The sequence below is a fragment of the Variovorax sp. IB41 genome (assembly GCF_016405905.1).
Classification (GTDB): Bacteria; Pseudomonadota; Gammaproteobacteria; order Burkholderiales; family Burkholderiaceae_C; genus Variovorax.
The window spans coordinates 1-20096 of record NZ_JAEFCB010000014.1; the positions used below are offsets into that span (position 1 = coordinate 1).

Consider the following 20096-nt stretch of genomic DNA (forward strand, 5'->3'; position numbering starts at 1 on the left):
CCGGCGGCAAGGCCGTGCTCGTGCGGCAGGACCGCGTGGTGCTGGCCAACGGCAGCAGCGAATCGTTCCTGCCGGGCCTGGGGCGCCTCGCGATCTGGCGCGCCACGCATGCCGGCGTGACCCTCGAAAGCCTGCTGGCCGCCGTGGCCGCCGCCTGGGCCATGGGCATTCCGCTGAACCTGATCGGCGCCGGCGTGGAGGCTTTCGAAGCCGACCTGCAGGCCGCGCTGGCATCGCTCCAGCTGTCGCAAACGCAGCCCCTTCAACCTCAACTCGCCTGAGGCCTCGCCTCTGGCCAGATCGCTTCGTAGCCCCATGAAAGTCACCCGCATCCGAGCCCTTCGCGGGCCCAATCTCTGGAGCCGCCACACCGCCATCGAGGCGGTCGTGGCCTGCGAAGGCGATGAAAACGCCATCAGCAAGCTCGCCGGTTTCGAGGCGCGCCTGCGCGCCCGCTTCCCGACCATCGGCGAGCTGCACCCGATGGTGCTGGGCCAGCCGCTGGCGCTCGCCCACGTGCTGGAGAACGCCGCCGTGGCGCTGCAGGCGCAGGCCGGCTGCGCCGTCAATTTCGGCCACACCTCGCCGACGGTGGAAGAAGGCGTCTACCAGGTCGTCTTCCAGTACAGCGAAGAGGCCGTGGGCCGCCGCGCGATCGAGCTGGCCGATGAACTGATCGCCGCGGCGCTCGCCGACACGCCCTTCGACGCCACCGCCGCCATCACCGACCTGCGCGACCTGGACGAGTCCGAGCGCCTGGGCCCGAGCACCGGCTCCATCGTCGATGCGGCCGTTGCGCGCGGCATTCCATACCGGCGCCTCACGAGCGGGAGCCTCGTGCAGTTCGGCTGGGGCTCCAAGCAGCGCCGCATCCAGGCGGCCGAAGTCGACAGCACCAGCGGCGTGGCCGAAGCCATCGCCCAGGACAAGGAGCTGACCAAGCAACTGCTCAACGCCGCCGGCGTGCCGGTGCCGCTGGGCCGCCCCGTCGCGAGCGCTGAAGACGGCTGGGTGGCGGCCGGGGAAATCGGCCTGCCGGTCGTGGTGAAGCCGCAGGACGGCAACCAGGGCAAGGGCGTCACCGTCAACATCACCACGAAGGAGCAGCTGACCTCGGCCTACGACTCGGCCGCCGTCTACGGCGAAGTGATGGTCGAGAAATTCCTGCCGGGCTTCGACTTCCGCCTGCTGGTGGTGGGCGACCGGCTCGTGGCCGCCGCGCGGCGCGATCCGCCGCAGGTGATCGGCGACGGCCAGCTCACCGTGCGCCAGCTGGTGGACACCGTGAACCTCGACCCGCGCCGCGGCGAGGGCCACGCCACTTCGCTCACCAAGATCCGCCTGGACGACATCGCCATCGGCCGGCTCGAATCGCAGGGCCTCACGCCCGATAGCGTCCCCGAGCGCGGCCAGCGCGTGGTGCTGCGCAACAACGCGAACCTCTCCACCGGCGGCACCGCCACCGACGTGACCGACACCGTGCACCCCGAAGTGGCCGCGCGCGCGGTCGATGCGGCGCAGATGGTGGGCCTGCACATCTGCGGCGTCGACATGGTCTGCGAGAACGTGCTGCGCCCGCTCGAGGAGCAGCACGGCGGCGTGGTCGAAGTGAACGCCGCGCCGGGCCTTCGCATGCACATCTCGCCCTCGTTCGGCCGCGGCCGCGCGGTCGGCGAGGCGGTCATGGACACGATGTTTTCGCACGGCGACGACGGCCGCATTCCCGTGGTCGCGGTCACCGGCACCAACGGCAAGACGACGACTGCGCGCCTCATCAATCACCTGCTCGCCTCCAGCGGCCTGCGCACCGGCATGACCAACACCGACGGCGTGTACGTCGATGGCCGGCAGACCGACAGCGGCGACTGCAGCGGCCCCAAGAGCGCGCGCAACGTGCTGATGCACCCCGACGTCGATGCGGCCGTGTTCGAAGTGGCCCGCGGCGGCGTGCTGCGCGAGGGCCTCGGTTTCGACCGCTGCCAGGTGGCCGTGGTCACCAACATCGGCAGCGGCGACCACCTGGGCTTGAACTACATCACCACCGTCGAAGACCTCGCGGTGTTGAAGCGCGTGATCGTGCGCAACGTGGCCGCCGACGGCTACGCGGTGCTCAACGCGGCCGACGTGAACGTGGCCGCGATGGCCGCCGGCTGCCCCGGCCACGTGATCTTCTTCACCGCCGACCGCATGCACCCGGTGATGGCCACGCACCGCGCGCAGGGCAAGCGCACCGTGTACGTCGACCAGGACACGCTGGTGGCCGCCGAAGGCTCGTGGCGCGAGCGCATCGCGCTGCGCGACGTGCCGATCACGCGCAACGGCACCATCGGCTTCCAGGTCGACAACGTGATGGCCTCGGTGGCCGCGGCCTGGGCCGTGGGCCTGGACTGGGACACCATCCGCAGCGGCCTGGCGAGCTTCATGAACGACGCGGCCGGCGTGCCCGGGCGCTTCAACGTCATGGACTACCGCGGCGCCACCGTGATCGCCGACTACGGCCACAACACCGACGCCATGCGCGCGCTGGTCTCGGCCGTGGACACGATGCCGGCCAACAAGCGCTCGGTGGTGATCAGCGGCGCGGGCGACCGGCGCGATTCGGACATCCGCGACCAGACGGCCATCCTCGGCGAAGCCTTCGACGACGTGATCCTGTACCAGGACGCGGCGCAAAGGGGCCGTGCCGACGGCGAAGTCATGGCGCTGCTGCGCCAGGGCCTGCAGGGCGCGGCGCGCACGCGCCAGATCGACGAGATCCGCGGCGAATTCGTGGCGATCGATGCAGCGCTGGCCCGCCTGCAGCCGGGCGACCTCTCGCTGATCCTGGTGGACCAGGTCGAGGAAGCGCTCGCTCACTTGGCGCAACGCATCGCCGCAGGCTGACACCCGGGTTGACGGACGTGTCCCACAAACAGGGGCGCGTCCGGCCCGCCCGGTCAACGGGGCTGTCCCACACGCCGCGCCTCCCGGTGGGCACCACACTGTGGCTCCGGTCGCGCACCTTCTTGTCCTGGAGGACGCGCCCCAACCAGGAGCCCGCATGACAACAACAGTTCGTTCCCTTCTTTCCGCCACGGCCCTCTTCGCCGCCAGCGGCTTCATCGTTTTCGGCGCACAGACGGCCAGCGCGCAAGCGCCCGGGTCCAGCGTCCGCATGCAGCAAGAACGCGCGACCTGCGACGGCGTGCAGCAAGACCGCGCGGCGTGCCTGCGCGAAGCTGGCGCCGCGAAACAGGAAGCCGGCCGCGCCGGTCTCACCACGCCGAGCCCGGCACGAGGCCAGGTCAATTCGCTGGCGCGCTGCGCCGAGCAGCCCGCGGCCGACCAGGCCGAATGCGAAGCCCGCATCAAGGGCGGCGCCCGCACCACCACCGAAGGCAGCGTGATGGGCGGCGGCGTCATTCGCGAAACCGTGACGCCTTTGCCCGCGCAGCCTGCGCCGGCACGTTGATTTGCTGACTGACTACGCCAAGGAGCACATCATGAAAAGCAATACCCGTTCGATCGTCCTCGCCCTGCTCGCCGTCGGCGGCATGGCCAGCGCCACCCTGGCCACCGCGCAAAGCGGCCGCGGCGGCATCTACCAGCAAGAGCTTTCGGTCTGCGGCCACAACCAGCAAGACCGCGCGGCCTGCATCCGCGAAGCCGGTGCTGCCCGCCAGGAAGCCGCACGCGGCGGCCTGACCGGCGCGCCCGACTACCGCGCCAACGCGCTCGCACGCTGCGGCCTTCAGCAGTCGCCCGGTGACCGCAGGGATTGCGAAGCCCGCGTGCTCGGCGGCGCGGGCAACACCAGCGCCAGCGTCGAAGGCAGCGTGATGGGCGGCGGCGTAATCCGCGAATCGGTCACCACCGTCGTGATGCCTGCGCCTATGCCGATGCCTGCGGAGCGCGCACCTGCGCCGATCCTGGTGCCGATGCCCGCGGAGCGGGTGCCCGCCCCGATGATGCCGCCACCGCGTCCTGCACCGATGCCGGCCCCTCTGCGCTGATTGCGAAGGCTCCGCCGCCCGTCCCGCACGGCGGGACGGCGATGCCCTTGCTTGTCACACGACTGTCATAAAACACACAGTCGTGCTAGCTATAGTTCTCGGTCCCTGCCCACCGAGGAACTCTTTCCCATGAATGCCATCAAGGTCGCTCGCCGATTCATAGAAACGGACCCGGCCAACGAATCGGCCAAGATCCTGGCCCAGCTCGTGTTGGCCCTGGAGTCCGAACGCAGCTTCGAGCTGGTCACCCTCTACAGCCTGGACTACAAGAGCTTCGAGCTCGCCATGGACATCCTGAAGGAATGGCGCCTGGACCGCTACTACGCCAGCAAGTCCAAGCTGTTCGACCTGTCCCTGCAAGTCACCGAACTCGAAAAAAGCTGAGCGCGGACGCGTCGCTCAGACCAGCATCCCGCCCGACACCTCGATGCGCTGGGCATTCACCCAGCGACTCCCCTCCCCGAGCAAGCCCGCGATCGCACCGCCGATGTCGTCGGGCTTGCCCGCGCGTCCGAGCGCGGTGAAGCCCGCGACCATCGCGTTCACCTGCGCGTTGTCGCGCACCATGCCGCCGCTGAAGTCGGTCTCGATCGCGCCCGGTGCGATCGTGTTCGCCGCGATGCCGCGCTTGCCCAGTTCCTTGGCCAGATAGCGCGTCAGCACTTCCACGGCGCCCTTCATCGCGGCATAGGCCGACGCGCCCTCCATGGCGAAGCGCGTGAGCCCCGTCGACACGTTGACGATGCGCCCACCGTCGTTGATCAGCGGCAGCAGCTTCTGCGTGAGGAAGTACGTGCCCTTGAAGTGGATGTTGTAGAGCGTATCGAACTGCGCTTCGGTCATGTCCTCGAAGTTCACGTGCAGGCCGACGCCCGCGTTGTTCACCAGGAAGTCGAAGCGCTCGCGCTGCCAGGTGGCCGCGAGCGCCGCCTTCACCGATTCGGCGAACGCGGCGAAGGCCTTGCTGTCGCCGACGTCCAGTTGCAGCGCGACGGCGCGGCGCCCTTTCGCCTCGATCTCCGACACCACCGCCCGCGCGCTGGCTTCGTTCGACACATAGGTCAGGATCACATCGACGCCATCGGCGGCGAGCGCCAGCGCGGCGCTGCGGCCCAGGCCCCGGCCGCCGCCGGTGATGAGTGCGATGCGGGACGGGTGGGAGGTGGTGGAAGCGGTCATTTCAAAGTCCTTGGTGGTGGATCGGTGGATCGATGGGAGGACTTTAAAAATGCCGGCAGAAAGATAAATTCCGCCAAACTACGCACACTGTTATCCAGAAACGAAACAATCTGCCGCCATGACCACCGACGAACTGCGCATCTTCTCGAAGGTGGCCGAGCTCGCGAGCTTCAGCCGCGCCGCCGACCAGCTCGGCCTGACCCGCGCGCGCGTCTCCGTGGCCGTGCAGCAACTCGAAGAGCGCCTGGGCACGCGGCTCCTGCAGCGCACCACGCGCAGCGTGCGCCTCACGGAAGACGGCGCGCGCTTTCTCGACCGCTGCAAGGACTACCTGGCCGAAGGCGAGCAGCTGGCCACCATGTTCCGTTCGAACACCGGCGGCCTCACCGGGCGCCTGCGCATCGACCTGCCGGCCACCGTGGCGCGCGACCTCGTCATTCCGCGCCTGCCCGAATTCCTCGCGCGGCATCCGGCGCTGGAGATCGGCATCAGCACCACCGACCGCCGCGTCGATCTCGTGAACGAAGGCTTCGACTGCGTGCTGCGCGTGGGCGTGCTGGGCGATTCCGAACTGGTCGCGCGGCCGCTCGGTTTCATGCGCATGGCCAACGCCGCCAGCCCCGCCTACCTGCAGGCGCACGGCACGCCGCAGACGCTGGCCGACCTCGCGCAGCACCGCATCGTGCACTTCGCGCAGACCCTCTCGCCGAACGACGCGGGCTGGGAATACTTCGACGCGGCCCAGGGCCGCTACCGCATGCAGGCGATGCGCGCCATCGTCGCGGTGAACGGCACCGATGCCTACAACGCCGCGGCGATCGCGGGTCTCGGCCTGATCCAGGCGCCGGTCGGCGGCCTCGCGCCCTGCTTTGCGGAAGGCTCGCTCGTGCAGGTGATGCCGGCGTTCACCGCGCGCCCGATGCCGGTGTCGCTGGTGTACGTCAACCGCCGCCAGCTCGCGCCGCGCGTGCTCGCGGTGATGAACTGGCTCGCCGAACTCCTCGCGCCCTACTTCGTCGCGGACAGCAACTTGACTATTTCCCCCAGCGCAGCACCAGCGGATCGAGTCGCTTCGCCGTCTCGATCAGCCCGGCGCGCGTCGCGGGGTGCATCGCCGGCAGCGGATGCCGCGGCGCCTCGCAAGCGATCACGCCGCCCTCCTTCATGAGCGACTTGCAGGCCAGGAGGCCCGCCTGCCGGTTCTCGTAGTTGATGAGCGGTAGCCACTGCTGGTACAGCGCGAAGGCCTTGTCGCGGTCGCCCGCGCGGTGCGCCTCGATGATCGGGCGGATGCCATCGGGATAGCCGCCGCCGGTCATCGAACCGGTCGCGCCGGCGTCGAGGTCGGGCATCAGCGTGATGGCCTCTTCGCCGTCCCACGGGCCTTCGATGGCGTCACCGCCGAGGCGAATCAATTCACGCAGTTTCGCCGCCGCGTTCGCGGTCTCGATCTTGAAATACGCGACGTGCTCGATCTCCTTGGCCATGCGCGCGAGGAACGGCGCCGACAGCACCGTGCCGCTCGCGGGCGCGTCCTGGACCATGATCGGAATGCCCACCGCATCCGAGAGCCGCGCATAGAACTCATGGATCTGCGGCTCCGGCACGCGGAAGGTCGCACCGTGGTACGGCGGCATCACCATCAGCATCGCAGCGCCCATGTCCTGTGCGCGGCGGCTGCGCTCGGCGCAGACCTTGGTGCTGTAGTGCGTGGTGGTCACGATCACCGGCACGCGGCCGTTCACATGCTCGAGCATCGTGCGCGTGAGCACTTCGCGCTCCTCGTCCGACAGCACGAACTGCTCCGAGAAATTCGCGAGGATGCAGAGGCCATCGGAGCCCGCGTCGATCATGAAATCGACGCAGCGCTTCTGGCTCTCCAGGTCGAGCGCGCCCTGTTCGGTGAAGGTGGTCGGCACCACCGGGAAGATGCCGCGGTATCTGGGGGTCATGGTCTGTGATTCAGTGTGAATGGCGGGGAACGGCGGCGCCTCTGCAGCCCACCAGGAAGTCGAAGTCGCAGCCCTCGTCGGCCTGCAGCACGTGGTTCACATAGAGCTTCTGGTAGCCGCCGCCGCGCGTGCTCATCGGCTGCGCATCGGATGCGGACAACGACGCGAGGCGCGATGCGAGCTCCTCATCGCTGATGTCCAGGTGCAGGCGCCCCGCATCGCAGTCGAGTTCGATCCAGTCGCCGTCGCGCACCGCCGCGAGCGGCCCGCCGTCGGCAGCCTCGGGCGCGACGTGCAGCACCACCGTGCCATACGCCGTGCCGCTCATGCGCGCATCGGAGATGCGCACCATGTCCTTCACGCCCTGGCGCAGCAGCTTCGGCGGCAGCCCCATGTTGCCCACCTCGGCCATGCCGGGATAGCCCTTGGGACCGCAGTTCTTGAGCACCATCACCGAGCTCGCATCGATGTCCAGCGACTCGTCGACGATGCGCTCCTTGTAGTGCTCCAGGTTCTCGAACACCACGGCGCGGCCGCGGTGCTTGAGCAGTTCGGGCGATGCGGCCGAAGGCTTGAGCACCGCGCCGCGCGGCGAGAGATTGCCGCGCAGGATGCGGATGCCGCCGTCGGCGATCAGCGGCTTGTCGAGCGGACGGATCACCTCGTCGTTCAAGCTTGGCGCCTCACGCACGTTGTCCCAGATCGAGTGGCCGTTGACCGTGAGCGCACCCGGATGCGGCAGCAGGCCGTTCTCGCCGAGGCGGCGCAGCACCGCGGGCAGCCCACCCGCGTAATAGAACTCTTCCATCAGGAAGCGCCCCGAGGGCATCAGGTCCACGATGGTCGGCGTGTGGCTGCCGATGCGCGTCCAGTCTTCCAGTTCGAGATCGACGCCGATGCGGCCGGCGATCGCCTTCAGGTGGATCACCGCGTTGGTCGATCCGCCGATGGCCGCGTTCACGCGGATCGCGTTCTCGAACGCCTCGCGCGTGAGGATCTTCGAGAGCGTGAGCCCTTCCTTGGCCATCTGCACCGCGCGCATGCCCGACATCTGCGCGAGCACGTAGCGCCGCGCATCGACCGCCGGAATCGCCGCGTTGTGCGGCAGCGAAGTGCCCAGCGCCTCGGCCATGCAGGCCATCGTCGAGGCGGTGCCCATCGTGTTGCAGGTGCCCGCCGAACGCGACATGCCGCCTTCGGCCGAGAGGAACTGGTGCAGGTTGATCTCGCCCGCCTTCAGCGATTCGTGCAGCTGCCACACGGCCGTGCCCGAGCCGATGTCCTTGCCGTCGAGCTTGCCGTTGAGCATCGGCCCGCCCGTCACAACGATGGCGGGGATGTCGCAGCTCGCCGCGCCCATCAGCAGCGCCGGCGTGGTCTTGTCACAGCCCGTGAGCAGCACGACCGCATCGACAGGGTTGCCGCGGATGGCCTCCTCCACGTCCATGCTCGCGAGGTTGCGCGTGAGCATCGCGGTCGGCCGCAGGTTCGATTCGCCGTTGGAGAACACCGGGAACTCCACCGGAAAACCACCCGCCTCCGAGATGCCGCGCTTCACATGCTCCGCGATCTTGCGGAAGTGCGCGTTGCACGGCGTGAGCTCCGACCAGGTGTTGCAGATGCCCACGATCGGCCGGCCGTCGAACTCGTGGTCCGGAATGCCCTGGTTCTTCATCCAGCTGCGGTACATGAAACCGTTCTTGTCGGCCGAGCCGAACCATTCGGTCGAGCGCAGTTTCTTCGGAGGGGTGTCCGGCATGCGAGAAATATCCTGAGAGAGAAAAAGAAAAGAGCGTCAGCGCCGCGGTGCGCGCGAAGTGAAGAAGCGCTGCAGCAGGCAGAACACGAAGAGCAGCGCGCCGACCACGATGCGCGTCCACCACGAGCTCAGCGTGCCGTCGAAGGAAATCAGCGTCTGGATGATTCCGAGCATCAGCACGCCGAAGAGCGTGCCCGCCACGTAGCCCACGCCGCCGGTGAGCAGCGTGCCGCCGATCACCACCGCCGCGATCGCATCGAGCTCCAGTCCGAGCGCATGCAGGCCGTAGCCCGAGAGCATGTAGAAGGTGAAGATCACGCCCGCGAGCGCCGAGCAGAAACCCGAGAGCGTGTACACGCCCACGAGCGTGCGGCGCACCGGCAGGCCCATCAGCATGGCCGAGTGCTCGCTGCCGCCGATGGCGTACACCGCGCGGCCGAAGGGCGTGCAGTGCGCGATAAACACCGCGGCCAGCAGCACCACGATGGCGATCACCGCGCTGATCGAGACTGAGGCCTCGCCCCAGATCGGAATGCGGATCTGCGAGACCTCCGAATAGAACTCGTTGGTGATGCTGATCGAGTCGATGCTGATGAGATAGCAGAGGCCGCGTGCGAGGAACATGCCCGCGAGCGTGACGATGAAGGGCTGCAGCCGGAACCGCTCGATGAGCAGTCCCATGAACGCGCCGAACGCGGTGCCCATCAACAGCACCAGCGGAATCACGATCGCCGGGCTCCACCCGTGCTTCTCGACCAGCGACGCCGACACCATCGTCGTGAGCGCGATCACCGAGCCCACCGACAGGTCGATGCCGCCCGAGAGAATCACGAAGGTCATGCCGACCGCGACGACGATCAGGAAGGCGTTGTCGATCAGCAGGTTGAGGAACACCTGCGCCGAGAAGAACCCGTCATAGAACACCGAGCCCAGCGTCGCCATCAGCACGAACAGCGAGATGGTCGCCGTGAGTGGCAGGTACTTCGGATTGAGCCCCCTCTTACCCCCTCTCCCGTGCGCGGGAGAGGGTTGGGGTGAGGGTGCAGCGTTGGTCTCGATCACCGCGCTCATGCCCGTCCCCCTTCATGCGCCGGCCGCTGCACCAGCGACCGCACCTGCGCCCTGAACTCCGGCGACTGCAGCAGCATCACCACGAACACCACCACCGCCTTCACCACGAGGTTGATCTCGGGCGGCACGCCCAGCGAATAGATCGCATAGGTCAGCGTCTGGATGATGAGCGCGCCGATCACGCTGCCCATGAGGCTGAAGCGTCCGCCGGTCAGCGCCGTGCCGCCCAGCGTGACCGCGAGGATCGCATCGAGCTCCAGCAACTGGCCCGCGTTGTTGCCGTCCGCACTCTTCACGTTCGAGCTGATCAGCAGCCCGGCCACGCCGGCGCAAGCTCCGCAGAACGCATACGCGCCCACGACCAACCGCCGCGCCTGGATGCCCGCGACACGCGCGGCCGTCGGGTTGATGCCGACCGCCTGGATGAAGAGTCCGAGCGCCGTGCGCGTGATCGCCAGATACAGCAACACGAACACCGTCGCCACGATGAACAGCGAGAACGGCAGCCCCAGCAGGTAGCCGCTGCCGAGGAAGAAGAAGGGCTTGTAGTAGATCGTGATGATCTGCCCGTCCGCGACGAGCTGCGCGATGCCACGCCCCGCCACCATGAGGATCAGCGTCGCGATGATCGGCTGCATGCCGACCTTGGCGACCAGCAACCCGTTCCAGAGGCCGCACAGCAGCGCAACGCCGATGGCCGCGAGGATCGCCAGCGACATCGGGAAGCGGCTCACGTCGCTGGAGACCGAGCCGCCGATCATCCAGGCCGCGACCGACGCCGCAATCGCCACCACCGCGCCCACCGAGATGTCGATGCCGCGCGTGGCGATCACCAGCGTCATGCCGAGCGAGACCAGCACCAGCGGCGCCGCGCGGTTCAGGATGTCGATGAGGCTGCCGTAGAGGTGGCCGTCCCGCCATTCGAGGTGCAGGAAGCTCCCATTGAACGCGGTGTTGATCGCGAGCAGGAGCAGCAGCGTGACGATGGGCCAGGCGAGGCGGTGGCTCATGAGGGACGAGAGGCGGTTCATGTCGGCGTGCTCTCGATGCGGGAGACACCGCGGAACCGGCTTTGCCGGGCCGCAGGTGTCGCCCCCGGAAGGGGGTTGGCGAAGCGACACGAAGTGCGCGAAGACTGGGGGAGAGTCATGTTGCAGCGATCATTTCGTAGACCTCGTCCTCGGTCGAACCGCCCGGCAGTTCGCCCACCTTCTGCCGGTCGCGCAGCACCACGATGCGGTGCGCCACGCGCACCACCTCGCTCATCTCCGACGAGATGAAGATCACCGCCATGCCCGCGCGCGCGAGCCGGAGGATCTCTTCCATGATTTCCTGCTTGGCCGCGACGTCGATGCCGCGCGTGGGCTCGTCCAGGATCAGGAGGCGCGGCTCGGTCGCGAGCCAGCGCGCGATCATGGCCTTCTGCTGGTTGCCGCCCGAGAGCAGGCCAATGGGCGTCTCGACGCTCGCCGTCTTGATGCCCAGCGACGCGACGAAGCGCTCGGCCATCGCGGTCTGCTCCGCGTGCGAAAGAAATTTCCGCGTGCCGAGCCGCGCCTGCAATGCGAGCGCGATGTTCTCGCGCACCGACAGCTCGGCCACGATGCCATCGGTCTTGCGTTCTTCGGGGCACAGCGCGAGACCTTCGCGAATCGCATCGGCCGGGTTCGAGAAGCTGACGGCGCGGCCATCGACCTTCAACACGCCACGGTCCGGCGATTCGAGCCCGAACAGCAGGCGCGCAAGCTCGGTGCGCCCCGCGCCCAAGAGCCCCGCGATGCCGACGACTTCGCCGGCACGCACGCGCAGATCGGTCGCCTGCAACTGCCCCGCCTGGCCCAGTCCTTCGGTCTGCAGCAAGGCGGGCGCGGCTTCATCGAACGCAGGCAGTGCCGCAGGCCGCGCCGATTGGGCAGCCAATTCGCGGCCCAGCATCGCGGCGATCAACGCCTGCGGGCCGAGGTCCGCAGCCTTCCATTCGCCCACCCAGTTGCCATTGCGCAGCACCGTGATGCGGTCCGACACCGCGTACATCTGATTGAGAAAGTGCGTCACGAAAACGATCGCGAGCCCCTCGCCGCGCAACCGCCGAAGCACCTCGAACAGCTTCTCGACTTCGTCGTCATCGAGGCTCGATGTGGGCTCATCGAGGATCAGCACCTTCGACGACACACCGAGCGCCCGCGCGATCGCCACCATCTGCTGCACCGCGACCGAATAGCTCGACAGCAAGCGCGTCACGTCGATGTCGAGCCCGATGCGCGCGAGCAATTCCTCCGCCCGGCGGTTCACCGCCGCCCAGTCGATGCGAAAGCCCTGCAGCGCGCCGCAGCGCGGATAGCGCCCCGCGAACACGTTCTCCGCCACCGAGAGGTTCGGGCACAGGTTCACTTCCTGGTAGACCGTGCTGATGCCCAGCTTCTGCGCCTCCAGCGGCGAGCCGGGCCGGATGGCCTGGCCACCCAGGAACATCTCGCCGCCGCTCGAAGGCAGCACGCCCGTCAGCACCTTGATGAGCGTGGACTTGCCCGCGCCGTTCTGCCCCATCAGCGCGTGGACCTCGCCCGGGTAGAGATTCAGCTGCACGTCGTCGAGCACGGAGATGCCGCCGAACTGCTTGTGGATGCCCCGCAGTTCCAGCACGGGGGTGACGCTGCTGCCGGTCATGCGTTCACTTGTTCTTGTTGTAGACGTCGATGAACACCGCCGCCAGCAACACCAGCCCCTTGATGACCTGCTGGTAGTCGATGCCGATCCCCAGGATCGACATGCCGTTGTTCATCACGCCCATGATGAAGGCGCCGATCACCGCGCCCATCACACGGCCCACGCCGCCCGAGGCCGAGGCGCCGCCGATGAAGCAGGCCGCGATCACGTCGAGCTCGAAACCCAGGCCCGCCTTGGGCGTGGCCGTGTTCAGCCGCGCCGCGAACACGAGGCCCGCGAGCGCCGCCAGAGCACCCATGTTCACGAAGGTGAGGAACGCGAGCCGCTGCGTCTTCACGCCCGACAGCCGCGCCGCTTTCTCGTTGCCGCCGAGCGCATAGATGCGCCGGCCGATGGTCGTGCGGTTGGTGACGAAGTCGTACACCACGATCAGCACCGCCATCACCACCAGCACGTTGGGCAGGCCCTTGTAGGTGGAGAGCAGGTAGCTGAAGAACAGGATGATCGCCGCGAAGAACAGGTTCTTCACGAGGAAGAACGCATAGGGCTCCTGCTCCATGCCATGCGCCTTGAGCTTGGCGCGCCCCCGCAGCTTGAAGAACACCAGCGCCGCGGCGGCGAGCACGCCCACGATCAGCGAGGTGGTGCGCAGCGTGTCGCCACCCAGGGGATCGGGAATGAAGCCCGAGCTCAGCCGCTGGAACTCCACCGGAAACGGCCCCACCGACTGCCCCGCCAGCAGCGCCAGCGTGAGCCCCTTGAACACCAGCATGCCCGCGAGCGTGACGATGAACGAGGGGATCTTGCGGAACGCGACGAACCAGCCCTGCGCGGCGCCGATCACCGCGCCGGCGGCGATGCTCACGATGGCCGTGGGCACGAAGTGCCATTCGTACTCCACCATCAGCACCGCCGCGAGCGCGCCGATGAAGCCGCACACCGAGCCCACCGACAGGTCGATGTGCCCCGCCACGATCACCAGCAGCATGCCCAGCGCCATGATGACCACGTAGCTATTCTGCAGCAGCAGGTTGGTGAGGTTGAGCGGCCTGAGGAGCGTGCCGTCGGTCAGCACCTGGAACAGCACCATGATCGCGACCAGCGAGATCAGCATGCCGTATTCGCGCAGGTTGTTCTTCAGGAAGCCCACGTGGAGCTTCGGAGCAACAACGGGAGCGGCGCCTTGCACCGCGTTGACTTCAGGCTGCGACATGAACGGAACTCCCCGCGCTCACGATGGCATGCATGATGCGCTCCTGCGAAGCCTCGGCCGCCGTGAACTCGGCCACGAAGCGCCCCTCGTTCATCACATAGATGCGGTCGCACATGCCGAGCAGCTCCGGCAGTTCGGAAGAAATCATGAGAATGCCTTTGCCCTCGCTCGCGAGCTGGTCGATGATGGTGTAGATCTCGTACTTGGCGCCCACGTCGATGCCGCGCGTGGGTTCGTCCAGGATCAGCAGCTCGGGCCTGGTGAAGAGCCACTTGCTCAGCACCACCTTCTGCTGGTTGCCGCCCGACAGGTTGACCACCAGTTGCTCGACCCCCGAGCAGCGGATGTTCAGCGCCTTCCTGTAGTCGTTGGCCACCTTGAACTCGCGGCCGTCGTCGATCACCGTTCGTTCGGAAATCGCATCGAGGTTCGCGAGGCTGATGTTCTTGCGGATGCCTTCCTCCAGCACCAGCCCGAGGCCTTTGCGGTCTTCGGTGACGTAGGCGATGCCGTGGTCGATGGCCTTGCGCACGGTGCTCACGTCCACGGGCTTGCCGTGCATGTGCACCGAGCCGCTGATGCGCTGGCCGTACGACTTGCCGAACACGCTCATCGCCAGTTCGGTGCGGCCCGCGCCCATGAGGCCCGCGATGCCGACGATCTCGCCCTGGCGCACATGCAGATTCACGCCCTTGATCTGCTCGCGGTCGGCGTGCAGCGCATGGTGCACGCGCCAGTCGCGCACCTCCAGCACCGTCTCGCCGATCTTCGGCGAGCGCTGCGGGTAGCGGTGCTCCATGTCGCGGCCGACCATGCCGCGGATGATGCGGTCTTCGCTGATCGGGTCGCTCCGGCAATCGATGGTTTCCACCGTCGCGCCATCGCGCAGCACGGTGATCGAATCGGCCACCTTGGCGATCTCGTTGAGCTTGTGCGAGATGAGGATCGAGGCGATGCCCTGGCGCTTCAATTCGAGCAGCAGCATCAGCAGCGCGTCGCTGTCGTTCTCGTTCAGGCTCGCGGTGGGCTCGTCGAGGATCAGCAGCTTCACCTCTTTCGCGAGCGCCTTGGCGATTTCCACCAGCTGCTGCTTGCCCACGCCCAGGTCGGTCACGAGCGTCGTGGGCAGCTCCTTCAGGCCCACCTTCGCCAGCAGTTCCCGCGTCTTCGCATAGGCGGCGAACCAGTCGATCACACCGCCGGTGGCGATCTCGTTGCCGAGAAACAGGTTTTCTGCAATCGAGAGCAGCGGCACCAGCGCGAGCTCCTGGTGGATGATGATGATGCCCAGCTTCTCGCTGTCGGCGATGCCCTTGAAGCGGCGCAGCTCGCCCTCGAAATGGATTTCCCCGGTGTACGAATCGCACGGGTAGACGCCGCTCAAGACCTTCATGAGCGTCGACTTTCCCGCGCCGTTCTCGCCCACCACCGCGTGGATCTCCCCCGCGCGCACGGCGAGGTTGACGTTGCTCAGGGCCTTCACGCCCGGAAACGTCTTGGTGATCCCGCGCATCGCGAGGATCGTGCGCGCGTCTGCTGCACTCGCCATGCTCACTTGACCTGGCTTTCCTTGTAGTAGCCGCTGTCCACCAGCACCTGCTTCCAGTTCGAGGCGTCCACGCTCACGGGCTTGAGCAGGTACGAGGGCACGACCTTGATGCCGTTGTTGTAGGTCTTGGTGTCATTCACCTCGGGCGTCTTGCCCGAGAGCATGGCGTCGACCATCGCGACCGTCACCTTGGCCAGCTCGCGCGTGTCCTTGAACACGGTGGAGGTCTGCTCCTTGCGCAGGATCGACTTGACCGAAGGCACCTCGGCGTCTTGCCCCGAGACGATGGGCATCGCCTGCGAACCCGAGCCGTAGCCCACGCCCTTGAGCGACGAAAGAATGCCGATCGAGAGGCCGTCGTAGGGCGACAGCACCGCATCCACGCGGTCCTTGGTGTAGTAGGCCGACAGCAGGTTGTCCATGCGCGCCTGCGCCACCGCGCCGTCCCAGCGCAGCGTGCCGACCTTGTCCATGCCCATCTGCTTGCTGCGCACCACCAGCTTGCCGCTGTCGATGTAGGGCTTGAGCACCGAGAGCGCGCCGTTGTAGAAGAAGAAGGCGTTGTTGTCGTCGGGCGAGCCGCCGAAGAGCTCGATGTTGAACGGGCCCTTGCCGCTCTTGAGGCCCAGCGCGGTTTCGATCGACTGCGCCTGCAGCACGCCGACCTGGAAGTTGTCGAAGGTGGCGTAGTAGTCCACGTTCTTCGAACCCTTGATGAGCCGGTCGTACGCGATGACCTTCACGCCCTTGTCGGCCGCCTTCTGCAGCACGTCCGAGAGCGTGGTGCCGTCGATGGCCGCGATCACCAGCACCTTGGAGCCCTTGGTCACCATGTTCTCGATCTGCGCGAGCTGGTTGGGGATGTCGTCGTCCGCGTACTGCAGGTCGGTCTTGTAGCCCTTGTCCTTGAAGTACTTGACCATGTTCGCGCCATCGGCGATCCAGCGCGCCGAAGACTTGGTGGGCATCGAGATGGCGATCAGGCCCTTGTCCTGCGCATTGGCGAGCGGCGTGAAGCCGACGACGGCGAAGGCCAGGCCCGCTAGCGAGGCCTTGAGGAATTTGCGTTTCATTGGAGGTGCTCTTCTCAATATTTGCGGTTCGGGAATTCCTTGGCGGCCACTTCCATCGGGAAGATGCCTTCTTCGGTGACGATGCGCTTGGGCAGCGTCTTGCCGGCCTTGATGTCCTTCACGGCCTGCATGAGCTGCGGCCCGAGCAGCGGGCTGCACTCCACCGACACGTTCAGCTTGCCGGCGATCATGGCTTCGAAGGCGCCCTTCACCCCGTCGATGGAGATGATGGTGATGTCCTTCGCGGGCTTGAGACCCGCCTCTTCGATCGCCTGGATCGCGCCGATGGCCATGTCGTCGTTGTGCGCGTAGAGCACATTGATCTTCTTGCCCTCGGCCTTCAGAAACGCTTCCATCACTTCCTTGCCCTTGGCGCGCGTGAAGTCGCCGGTCTGCGAGCGGATGATCTTGAACTTCGGGTCGGCCTTGATGATTTCCTCGAAGCCCTTCTTGCGGTCGATGGCCGGTGCCGAGCCCACGGTGCCTTGCAGCTCGACGATGTTCACCTCGCCCTTCTGGTCCTTCATCTTCTCGGTGAGCCAGCGGCCGGCCTTGCGGCCTTCCTCGGTGAAGTCCGAGCCCATGAAAGTCACGTAGAGCGTGTCGTCCTTGGTGTTGACCGAGCGGTCGGTCAGCACCACCGGAATCTTGGCGGCCTTGGCTTCGCGCAACACGGTTTCCCAGCCCGACTCGACCACGGGCGAGAACGCGATCACGTCCACCTTCTGCGCGATGTACGAGCGGATCGCCTTGATCTGGTTCTCCTGCTTTTGCTGCGCGTCGGAGAACTTGAGCTCGATGCCCGCCTCCTTGGCCGAGGACTTGATCGACTCGGTGTTGGCGGTGCGCCATTCGCTCTCGGCGCCCACCTGCGCGAAACCGAGCACGAGTTTCTTCTGCGCGAACGCGGAAGCGGGCAGCAGGCTGCCCAGGGACGCTGCGGCGAGCGCGATGTTGAGGGTGCGGCGATTCATGGTCATGGCTGTCTCCTTCTTGATGAGTCTGTGGTGTGTTTGTCGTACTCGATGAAACCCCGTCCGGTCAGGCCAGCATGTAGCCGGTCTTGACCGTCGTGTAGAACTCCGCGGCATGGCGCCCTTGTTCGCGCGGCCCGTAGCCCGACCCCTTGCGGCCGCCGAAGGGCACGTGGAAGTCCACCCCCGCGGTCGGCAGATTGACCATCGTCATGCCGACCACGGCATGGCGTCTGAAGTGCATCGCGTGCTTGAGCGAGTTGGTGCAGATGCCCGCGCAGAGGCCGAAGGGCGTGTCGTTGCACAGCGCGAGCGCCTCGTCGTAGTCGTCGGCGCGCAGCACGCAGGCCAGCGGCCCGAAGATCTCTTCGCGCGCGATGCGGTGCGACGGCTTTGCCAGGAACAGCGCGGGGCTCATGTAGTGGCCGGGCGTCGAACGCGCGAGCGCCTCGCCGCCCCACACATGCTCCGCTCCCTCTTCGCGCGCGATGTCGACCCAGGCGAGGTTCATCGCCAGGCGTTCTTCGTTGGCCACCGGGCCGATGTCGATGCCGCGCTCCAGCGCGTGGCCGATCTTCAGGGTCTTCAGCCGCTGGCGCAGCTTGGCCACGAAGGCGTCGTGCACCGCGGCCTCGACGATGAGCCGGCTCGATGCGGTGCAACGCTGGCCCGTGGAGAAATACGCGCCCTGCACCGCGCAGTCGACCGCGCGGTCCAGGTCCGCATCGGCCAGCACCACGAGCGCGTTCTTGCCGCCGGTCTCCAGCTGCACCTTGGCGCGGCGCGTGGCCGCGGCCTGCAGCACGCGCTCGCCGTTGGCGGCCGAGCCGGTGAAGCTGAGCGCATCGACCAGCGCGCTGTCGACCAGCGCCTGGCCCACTTCGCGGCCGCTGCCCATCACGAGGTTGAAGGCGCCCGCCGGCAAACCGGCGCGGCTGATGATTTCGGCCAGTGCCCCGCCGCAGGCCGGCACCAGCTCGGCCGGCTTGAACACCACGCTGTTGCCATGGGCGAGCGCCGGCGCGATCTTCCAGGCGGGAACGAGGAAGGGCGCGTTCCACGGCGTGATGAGGCCCACCACGCCGACCGGCTCGCGCGTCACATCGACCTGCACGCCCGCGCGCACCGAGGCGACGTTCTCGCCGCCCCCGCCGCGCAGGGCTTCACCGGCGAAGAACTTGAAGACCTGCCCCGCGCGCGCCGTCTCGGCCACGGCCTCGGGCAGTGTCTTGCCCTCTTCGCGCGCCAGCAGGAGGCCCAGCTCGTCCTTGCGCGCGATGAGCTCGGCGCCGATGCGGTCGAGCACGTCGGCGCGGCGCTGCGGGGTGCTGTGGCTCCAGTGCGGAAAGGCCTCGGTGGCCGCGCGGATGGCGGTCTCGGCCTGGCGGCGGTCGGCGCGTGCGTACTCGGCCACCACCTCGCCGGTGTCCGACGGATTGGCGCTCACACCGGTGGTCGCGCTGGTTTCCCAGCGGCCGTTGATGTACTGCCGCACGTTCTGATGGATCTCGCCGTGGATCACGAAGGCGCCGACCTTGTCTCTTTGTTTGAATTGGCCAGAGTCTAGGAACAGAATTGATATCGATCCAATCGTTTTTTCGACAAAATGCATATCGATCACCGGATTCTGGAAAACCCGAGCAGCCCTTAGTTCCTACAGGCCATGACCAATTACAACCACTGGTTTATTCGCGCGCGGCTCAAGACGCGGCAGCTGCTTTTGCTGGTCGCGCTGGCCGAGGAAGGCAACATCCACCGCGCGGCGCAGGTGCTCAACATGACGCAGCCCGCCGCCTCCAAATTGCTCAAGGACCTGGAAGACGTGCTGGAGGTGCCGCTCTTCGACCGCCTGCCGCGCGGCATGCGGCCCACCTGGTACGGCGAGACGATGATCCGCCACGCCCGCGTCGCGCTCGCGAGCTTGAACCAGGCGCATGACGAACTCACCGCGCTCAAGGCCGGCCGCTTCGGGCAGGTGAGCGTGGGCGCCATCACCGCGCCAGGGCTGGCGCTGCTGCCGCCGGCCGTCGCGATGGTCAAGCGCGAGCAGCCGGACCTTCGCGTGTCGCTGGAAATCGAAACCAGCCCGGTGCTGATCGAGCGGCTCGAGCAGGGCAAGCTCGACATCCTCGTGGCGCGGCTCTTCGCCGAGCACGACAAGTCGCAGCTGCGCTACGAGGCGCTGAGCGAGGAGCCGGTGTGCGCGCTGGTGCGTCCGGGCCATCCGATGCTCGGCGAGAGCGGCCTCACGCTGCGCGACGTGGTCGGCGCGGGCTGGATCGTGCCGCCCGCGGGCAGTGTGCTGCGCCATCGCTTCGAGCTGATGTTCCAGGAGGAGGGGCTCGCGCCGCCGACCAACACCATCGAGAGCTCGGCGCTGCTCTTCATCACGCGGATGCTGCAGCAGAGCGACATGGTGGCCGTGCTCGCGACCGACGTGGCGCGCTACTACGCGGCGCACGGCATCGTGTCGCTGCTGCCGCTGGACATGCCCTGCCACATGGACCAGTTCGGCATCATCACGCGCACCGACCGGCTGCTGTCGCCCGCGGCGCGCGTGATGATGAAGGCCCTCAAGACCGCCAGCATGAGCGTCTACGGACGCAAGCTCGAGATCGACTGACCGAACGGGCTTGTTCGCGGAATGCCGCGGAACCGGCTTTGCCG

The 20096-nt window shown here is 67.2% G+C and carries 16 protein-coding genes and 2 pseudogenes; 7 read left to right on the forward strand and 11 right to left on the reverse strand.

Annotated elements, in window-relative coordinates; translation table 11 throughout:
* The 5 genes and pseudogenes from JC881_RS22405 to JC881_RS22425 all read left to right on the forward strand — a co-directional run.
* Positions 1-281, forward strand: a pseudogene (locus JC881_RS22405) (cyanophycin synthetase); the annotation flags it as partial.
* A gap of 34 nt (positions 282-315) precedes the next feature.
* Positions 316-2883, forward strand: a complete 2568-nt coding sequence (gene cphA, locus JC881_RS22410) for a cyanophycin synthetase (protein WP_198787888.1) — start codon at positions 316-318, stop codon at positions 2881-2883.
* A 157-nt stretch (positions 2884-3040) separates the two neighbouring features.
* A complete protein-coding gene (locus JC881_RS22415; protein ID WP_093439454.1) occupies positions 3041-3451 on the forward strand; it encodes a hypothetical protein in 411 nt (136 codons plus the stop codon).
* 31 nt (positions 3452-3482) lie between these two features.
* Entirely contained in the window at positions 3483-3992 is a 510-nt protein-coding gene (locus JC881_RS22420) for a hypothetical protein (protein WP_198787889.1), read from the forward strand.
* A gap of 129 nt (positions 3993-4121) precedes the next feature.
* Positions 4122-4376: a hypothetical protein gene (locus JC881_RS22425; protein ID WP_042580210.1), complete on the forward strand. Its 255-nt coding sequence runs from the start codon at positions 4122-4124 to the stop codon at positions 4374-4376.
* Between the two features lie 15 nt (positions 4377-4391).
* Here the strand turns inward: JC881_RS22425 and JC881_RS22430 are convergent, their stop codons facing one another.
* Entirely contained in the window at positions 4392-5171 is a 780-nt protein-coding gene (locus JC881_RS22430) for an SDR family NAD(P)-dependent oxidoreductase (RefSeq protein WP_198787890.1), read from the reverse strand.
* Positions 5172-5289: 118 nt separating this feature from the next.
* On the opposite strand from JC881_RS22430, the pseudogene JC881_RS22435 reads away from it, so the two are divergent.
* Positions 5290-6162 (forward strand): annotated as a pseudogene (locus tag JC881_RS22435) (LysR family transcriptional regulator); the annotation flags it as partial.
* A gap of 43 nt (positions 6163-6205) precedes the next feature.
* On the opposite strand, the gene JC881_RS22440 reads toward JC881_RS22435, so the two are convergent.
* From JC881_RS22440 to JC881_RS22485, 10 genes are all read right to left on the reverse strand, one after another.
* Positions 6206-7123, reverse strand: coding sequence for a dihydrodipicolinate synthase family protein (locus JC881_RS22440; RefSeq protein WP_198787891.1), 918 nt, complete (start codon positions 7121-7123; stop codon positions 6206-6208).
* Positions 7124-7133: 10 nt separating this feature from the next.
* Positions 7134-8882 carry an IlvD/Edd family dehydratase gene (locus tag JC881_RS22445; protein WP_198787892.1) on the reverse strand — a complete coding sequence of 583 codons (1749 nt, stop codon included), beginning with the start codon at positions 8880-8882 and terminating at the stop codon, positions 7134-7136.
* A 36-nt stretch (positions 8883-8918) separates the two neighbouring features.
* Entirely contained in the window at positions 8919-9953 is a 1035-nt protein-coding gene (yjfF, locus tag JC881_RS22450) for a galactofuranose ABC transporter, permease protein YjfF (RefSeq protein WP_198787893.1), read from the reverse strand.
* Positions 9950-10984, reverse strand: coding sequence for an ABC transporter permease (locus JC881_RS22455; protein ID WP_198787894.1), 1035 nt, complete (start codon positions 10982-10984; stop codon positions 9950-9952). Before JC881_RS22455 ends, yjfF begins: the two co-directional genes overlap by 4 nt.
* A 115-nt stretch (positions 10985-11099) precedes the next feature.
* Positions 11100-12620: a sugar ABC transporter ATP-binding protein gene (locus tag JC881_RS22460; RefSeq protein WP_198787895.1), complete on the reverse strand. Its 1521-nt coding sequence runs from the start codon at positions 12618-12620 to the stop codon at positions 11100-11102.
* 4 nt (positions 12621-12624) lie between these two features.
* The gene (gene mmsB / locus JC881_RS22465) at positions 12625-13833 is read right to left on the reverse strand and encodes a multiple monosaccharide ABC transporter permease (RefSeq protein WP_233101976.1); all 1209 of its coding nucleotides are present in this window, start codon (positions 13831-13833) and stop codon (positions 12625-12627) included.
* Positions 13820-15382, reverse strand: a complete 1563-nt coding sequence (gene mmsA / locus JC881_RS22470) for a multiple monosaccharide ABC transporter ATP-binding protein (RefSeq protein WP_198787896.1) — start codon at positions 15380-15382, stop codon at positions 13820-13822. The genes mmsB and mmsA overlap by 14 nt, the downstream gene beginning before the upstream one ends.
* A 2-nt stretch (positions 15383-15384) precedes the next feature.
* Entirely contained in the window at positions 15385-16455 is a 1071-nt protein-coding gene (gene chvE / locus JC881_RS22475; RefSeq protein ID WP_198787897.1) for a multiple monosaccharide ABC transporter substrate-binding protein, read from the reverse strand.
* 14 nt (positions 16456-16469) lie between these two features.
* Entirely contained in the window at positions 16470-17435 is a 966-nt protein-coding gene (locus JC881_RS22480; RefSeq protein ID WP_198787898.1) for an ABC transporter substrate-binding protein, read from the reverse strand.
* A gap of 61 nt (positions 17436-17496) precedes the next feature.
* Positions 17497-18951: an aldehyde dehydrogenase family protein gene (locus JC881_RS22485; protein ID WP_198787899.1), complete on the reverse strand. Its 1455-nt coding sequence runs from the start codon at positions 18949-18951 to the stop codon at positions 17497-17499.
* Between the two features lie 141 nt (positions 18952-19092).
* Between JC881_RS22485 and JC881_RS22490 the strand changes: the two genes are divergently transcribed.
* Positions 19093-20052, forward strand: coding sequence for a LysR family transcriptional regulator (locus JC881_RS22490; RefSeq protein WP_198787900.1), 960 nt, complete (start codon positions 19093-19095; stop codon positions 20050-20052).
* The last annotated feature ends 44 nt before the right edge of the window (positions 20053-20096 follow it).

Excerpts from the sequence above, each read along its gene's own strand:
- JC881_RS22490 (WP_198787900.1), top strand. The coding sequence starts at position 19,093 with ATGACCAATTACAACCACTGGTTTATTCGCGCGCGGCTCAAGACGCGG.
- JC881_RS22430 (WP_198787890.1), bottom strand. The coding sequence starts at position 5,171 with ATGACCGCTTCCACCACCTCCCACCCGTCCCGCATCGCACTCATCACC.
- chvE (WP_198787897.1), bottom strand. The coding sequence starts at position 16,455 with ATGAAACGCAAATTCCTCAAGGCCTCGCTAGCGGGCCTGGCCTTCGCC.
- JC881_RS22445 (WP_198787892.1), bottom strand. The coding sequence starts at position 8,882 with ATGCCGGACACCCCTCCGAAGAAACTGCGCTCGACCGAATGGTTCGGC.
- JC881_RS22415 (WP_093439454.1), top strand. The coding sequence starts at position 3,041 with ATGACAACAACAGTTCGTTCCCTTCTTTCCGCCACGGCCCTCTTCGCC.
- JC881_RS22425 (WP_042580210.1), top strand. The coding sequence starts at position 4,122 with ATGAATGCCATCAAGGTCGCTCGCCGATTCATAGAAACGGACCCGGCC.
- JC881_RS22480 (WP_198787898.1), bottom strand. The coding sequence starts at position 17,435 with ATGACCATGAATCGCCGCACCCTCAACATCGCGCTCGCCGCAGCGTCC.
- cphA (WP_198787888.1), top strand. The coding sequence starts at position 316 with ATGAAAGTCACCCGCATCCGAGCCCTTCGCGGGCCCAATCTCTGGAGC.
- JC881_RS22420 (WP_198787889.1), top strand. The coding sequence starts at position 3,483 with ATGAAAAGCAATACCCGTTCGATCGTCCTCGCCCTGCTCGCCGTCGGC.
- JC881_RS22460 (WP_198787895.1), bottom strand. The coding sequence starts at position 12,620 with ATGACCGGCAGCAGCGTCACCCCCGTGCTGGAACTGCGGGGCATCCAC.
- yjfF (WP_198787893.1), bottom strand. The coding sequence starts at position 9,953 with ATGAGCGCGGTGATCGAGACCAACGCTGCACCCTCACCCCAACCCTCT.
- mmsB (WP_233101976.1), bottom strand. The coding sequence starts at position 13,833 with ATGTCGCAGCCTGAAGTCAACGCGGTGCAAGGCGCCGCTCCCGTTGTT.
- mmsA (WP_198787896.1), bottom strand. The coding sequence starts at position 15,382 with ATGGCGAGTGCAGCAGACGCGCGCACGATCCTCGCGATGCGCGGGATC.
- JC881_RS22455 (WP_198787894.1), bottom strand. The coding sequence starts at position 10,984 with ATGAACCGCCTCTCGTCCCTCATGAGCCACCGCCTCGCCTGGCCCATC.
- JC881_RS22440 (WP_198787891.1), bottom strand. The coding sequence starts at position 7,123 with ATGACCCCCAGATACCGCGGCATCTTCCCGGTGGTGCCGACCACCTTC.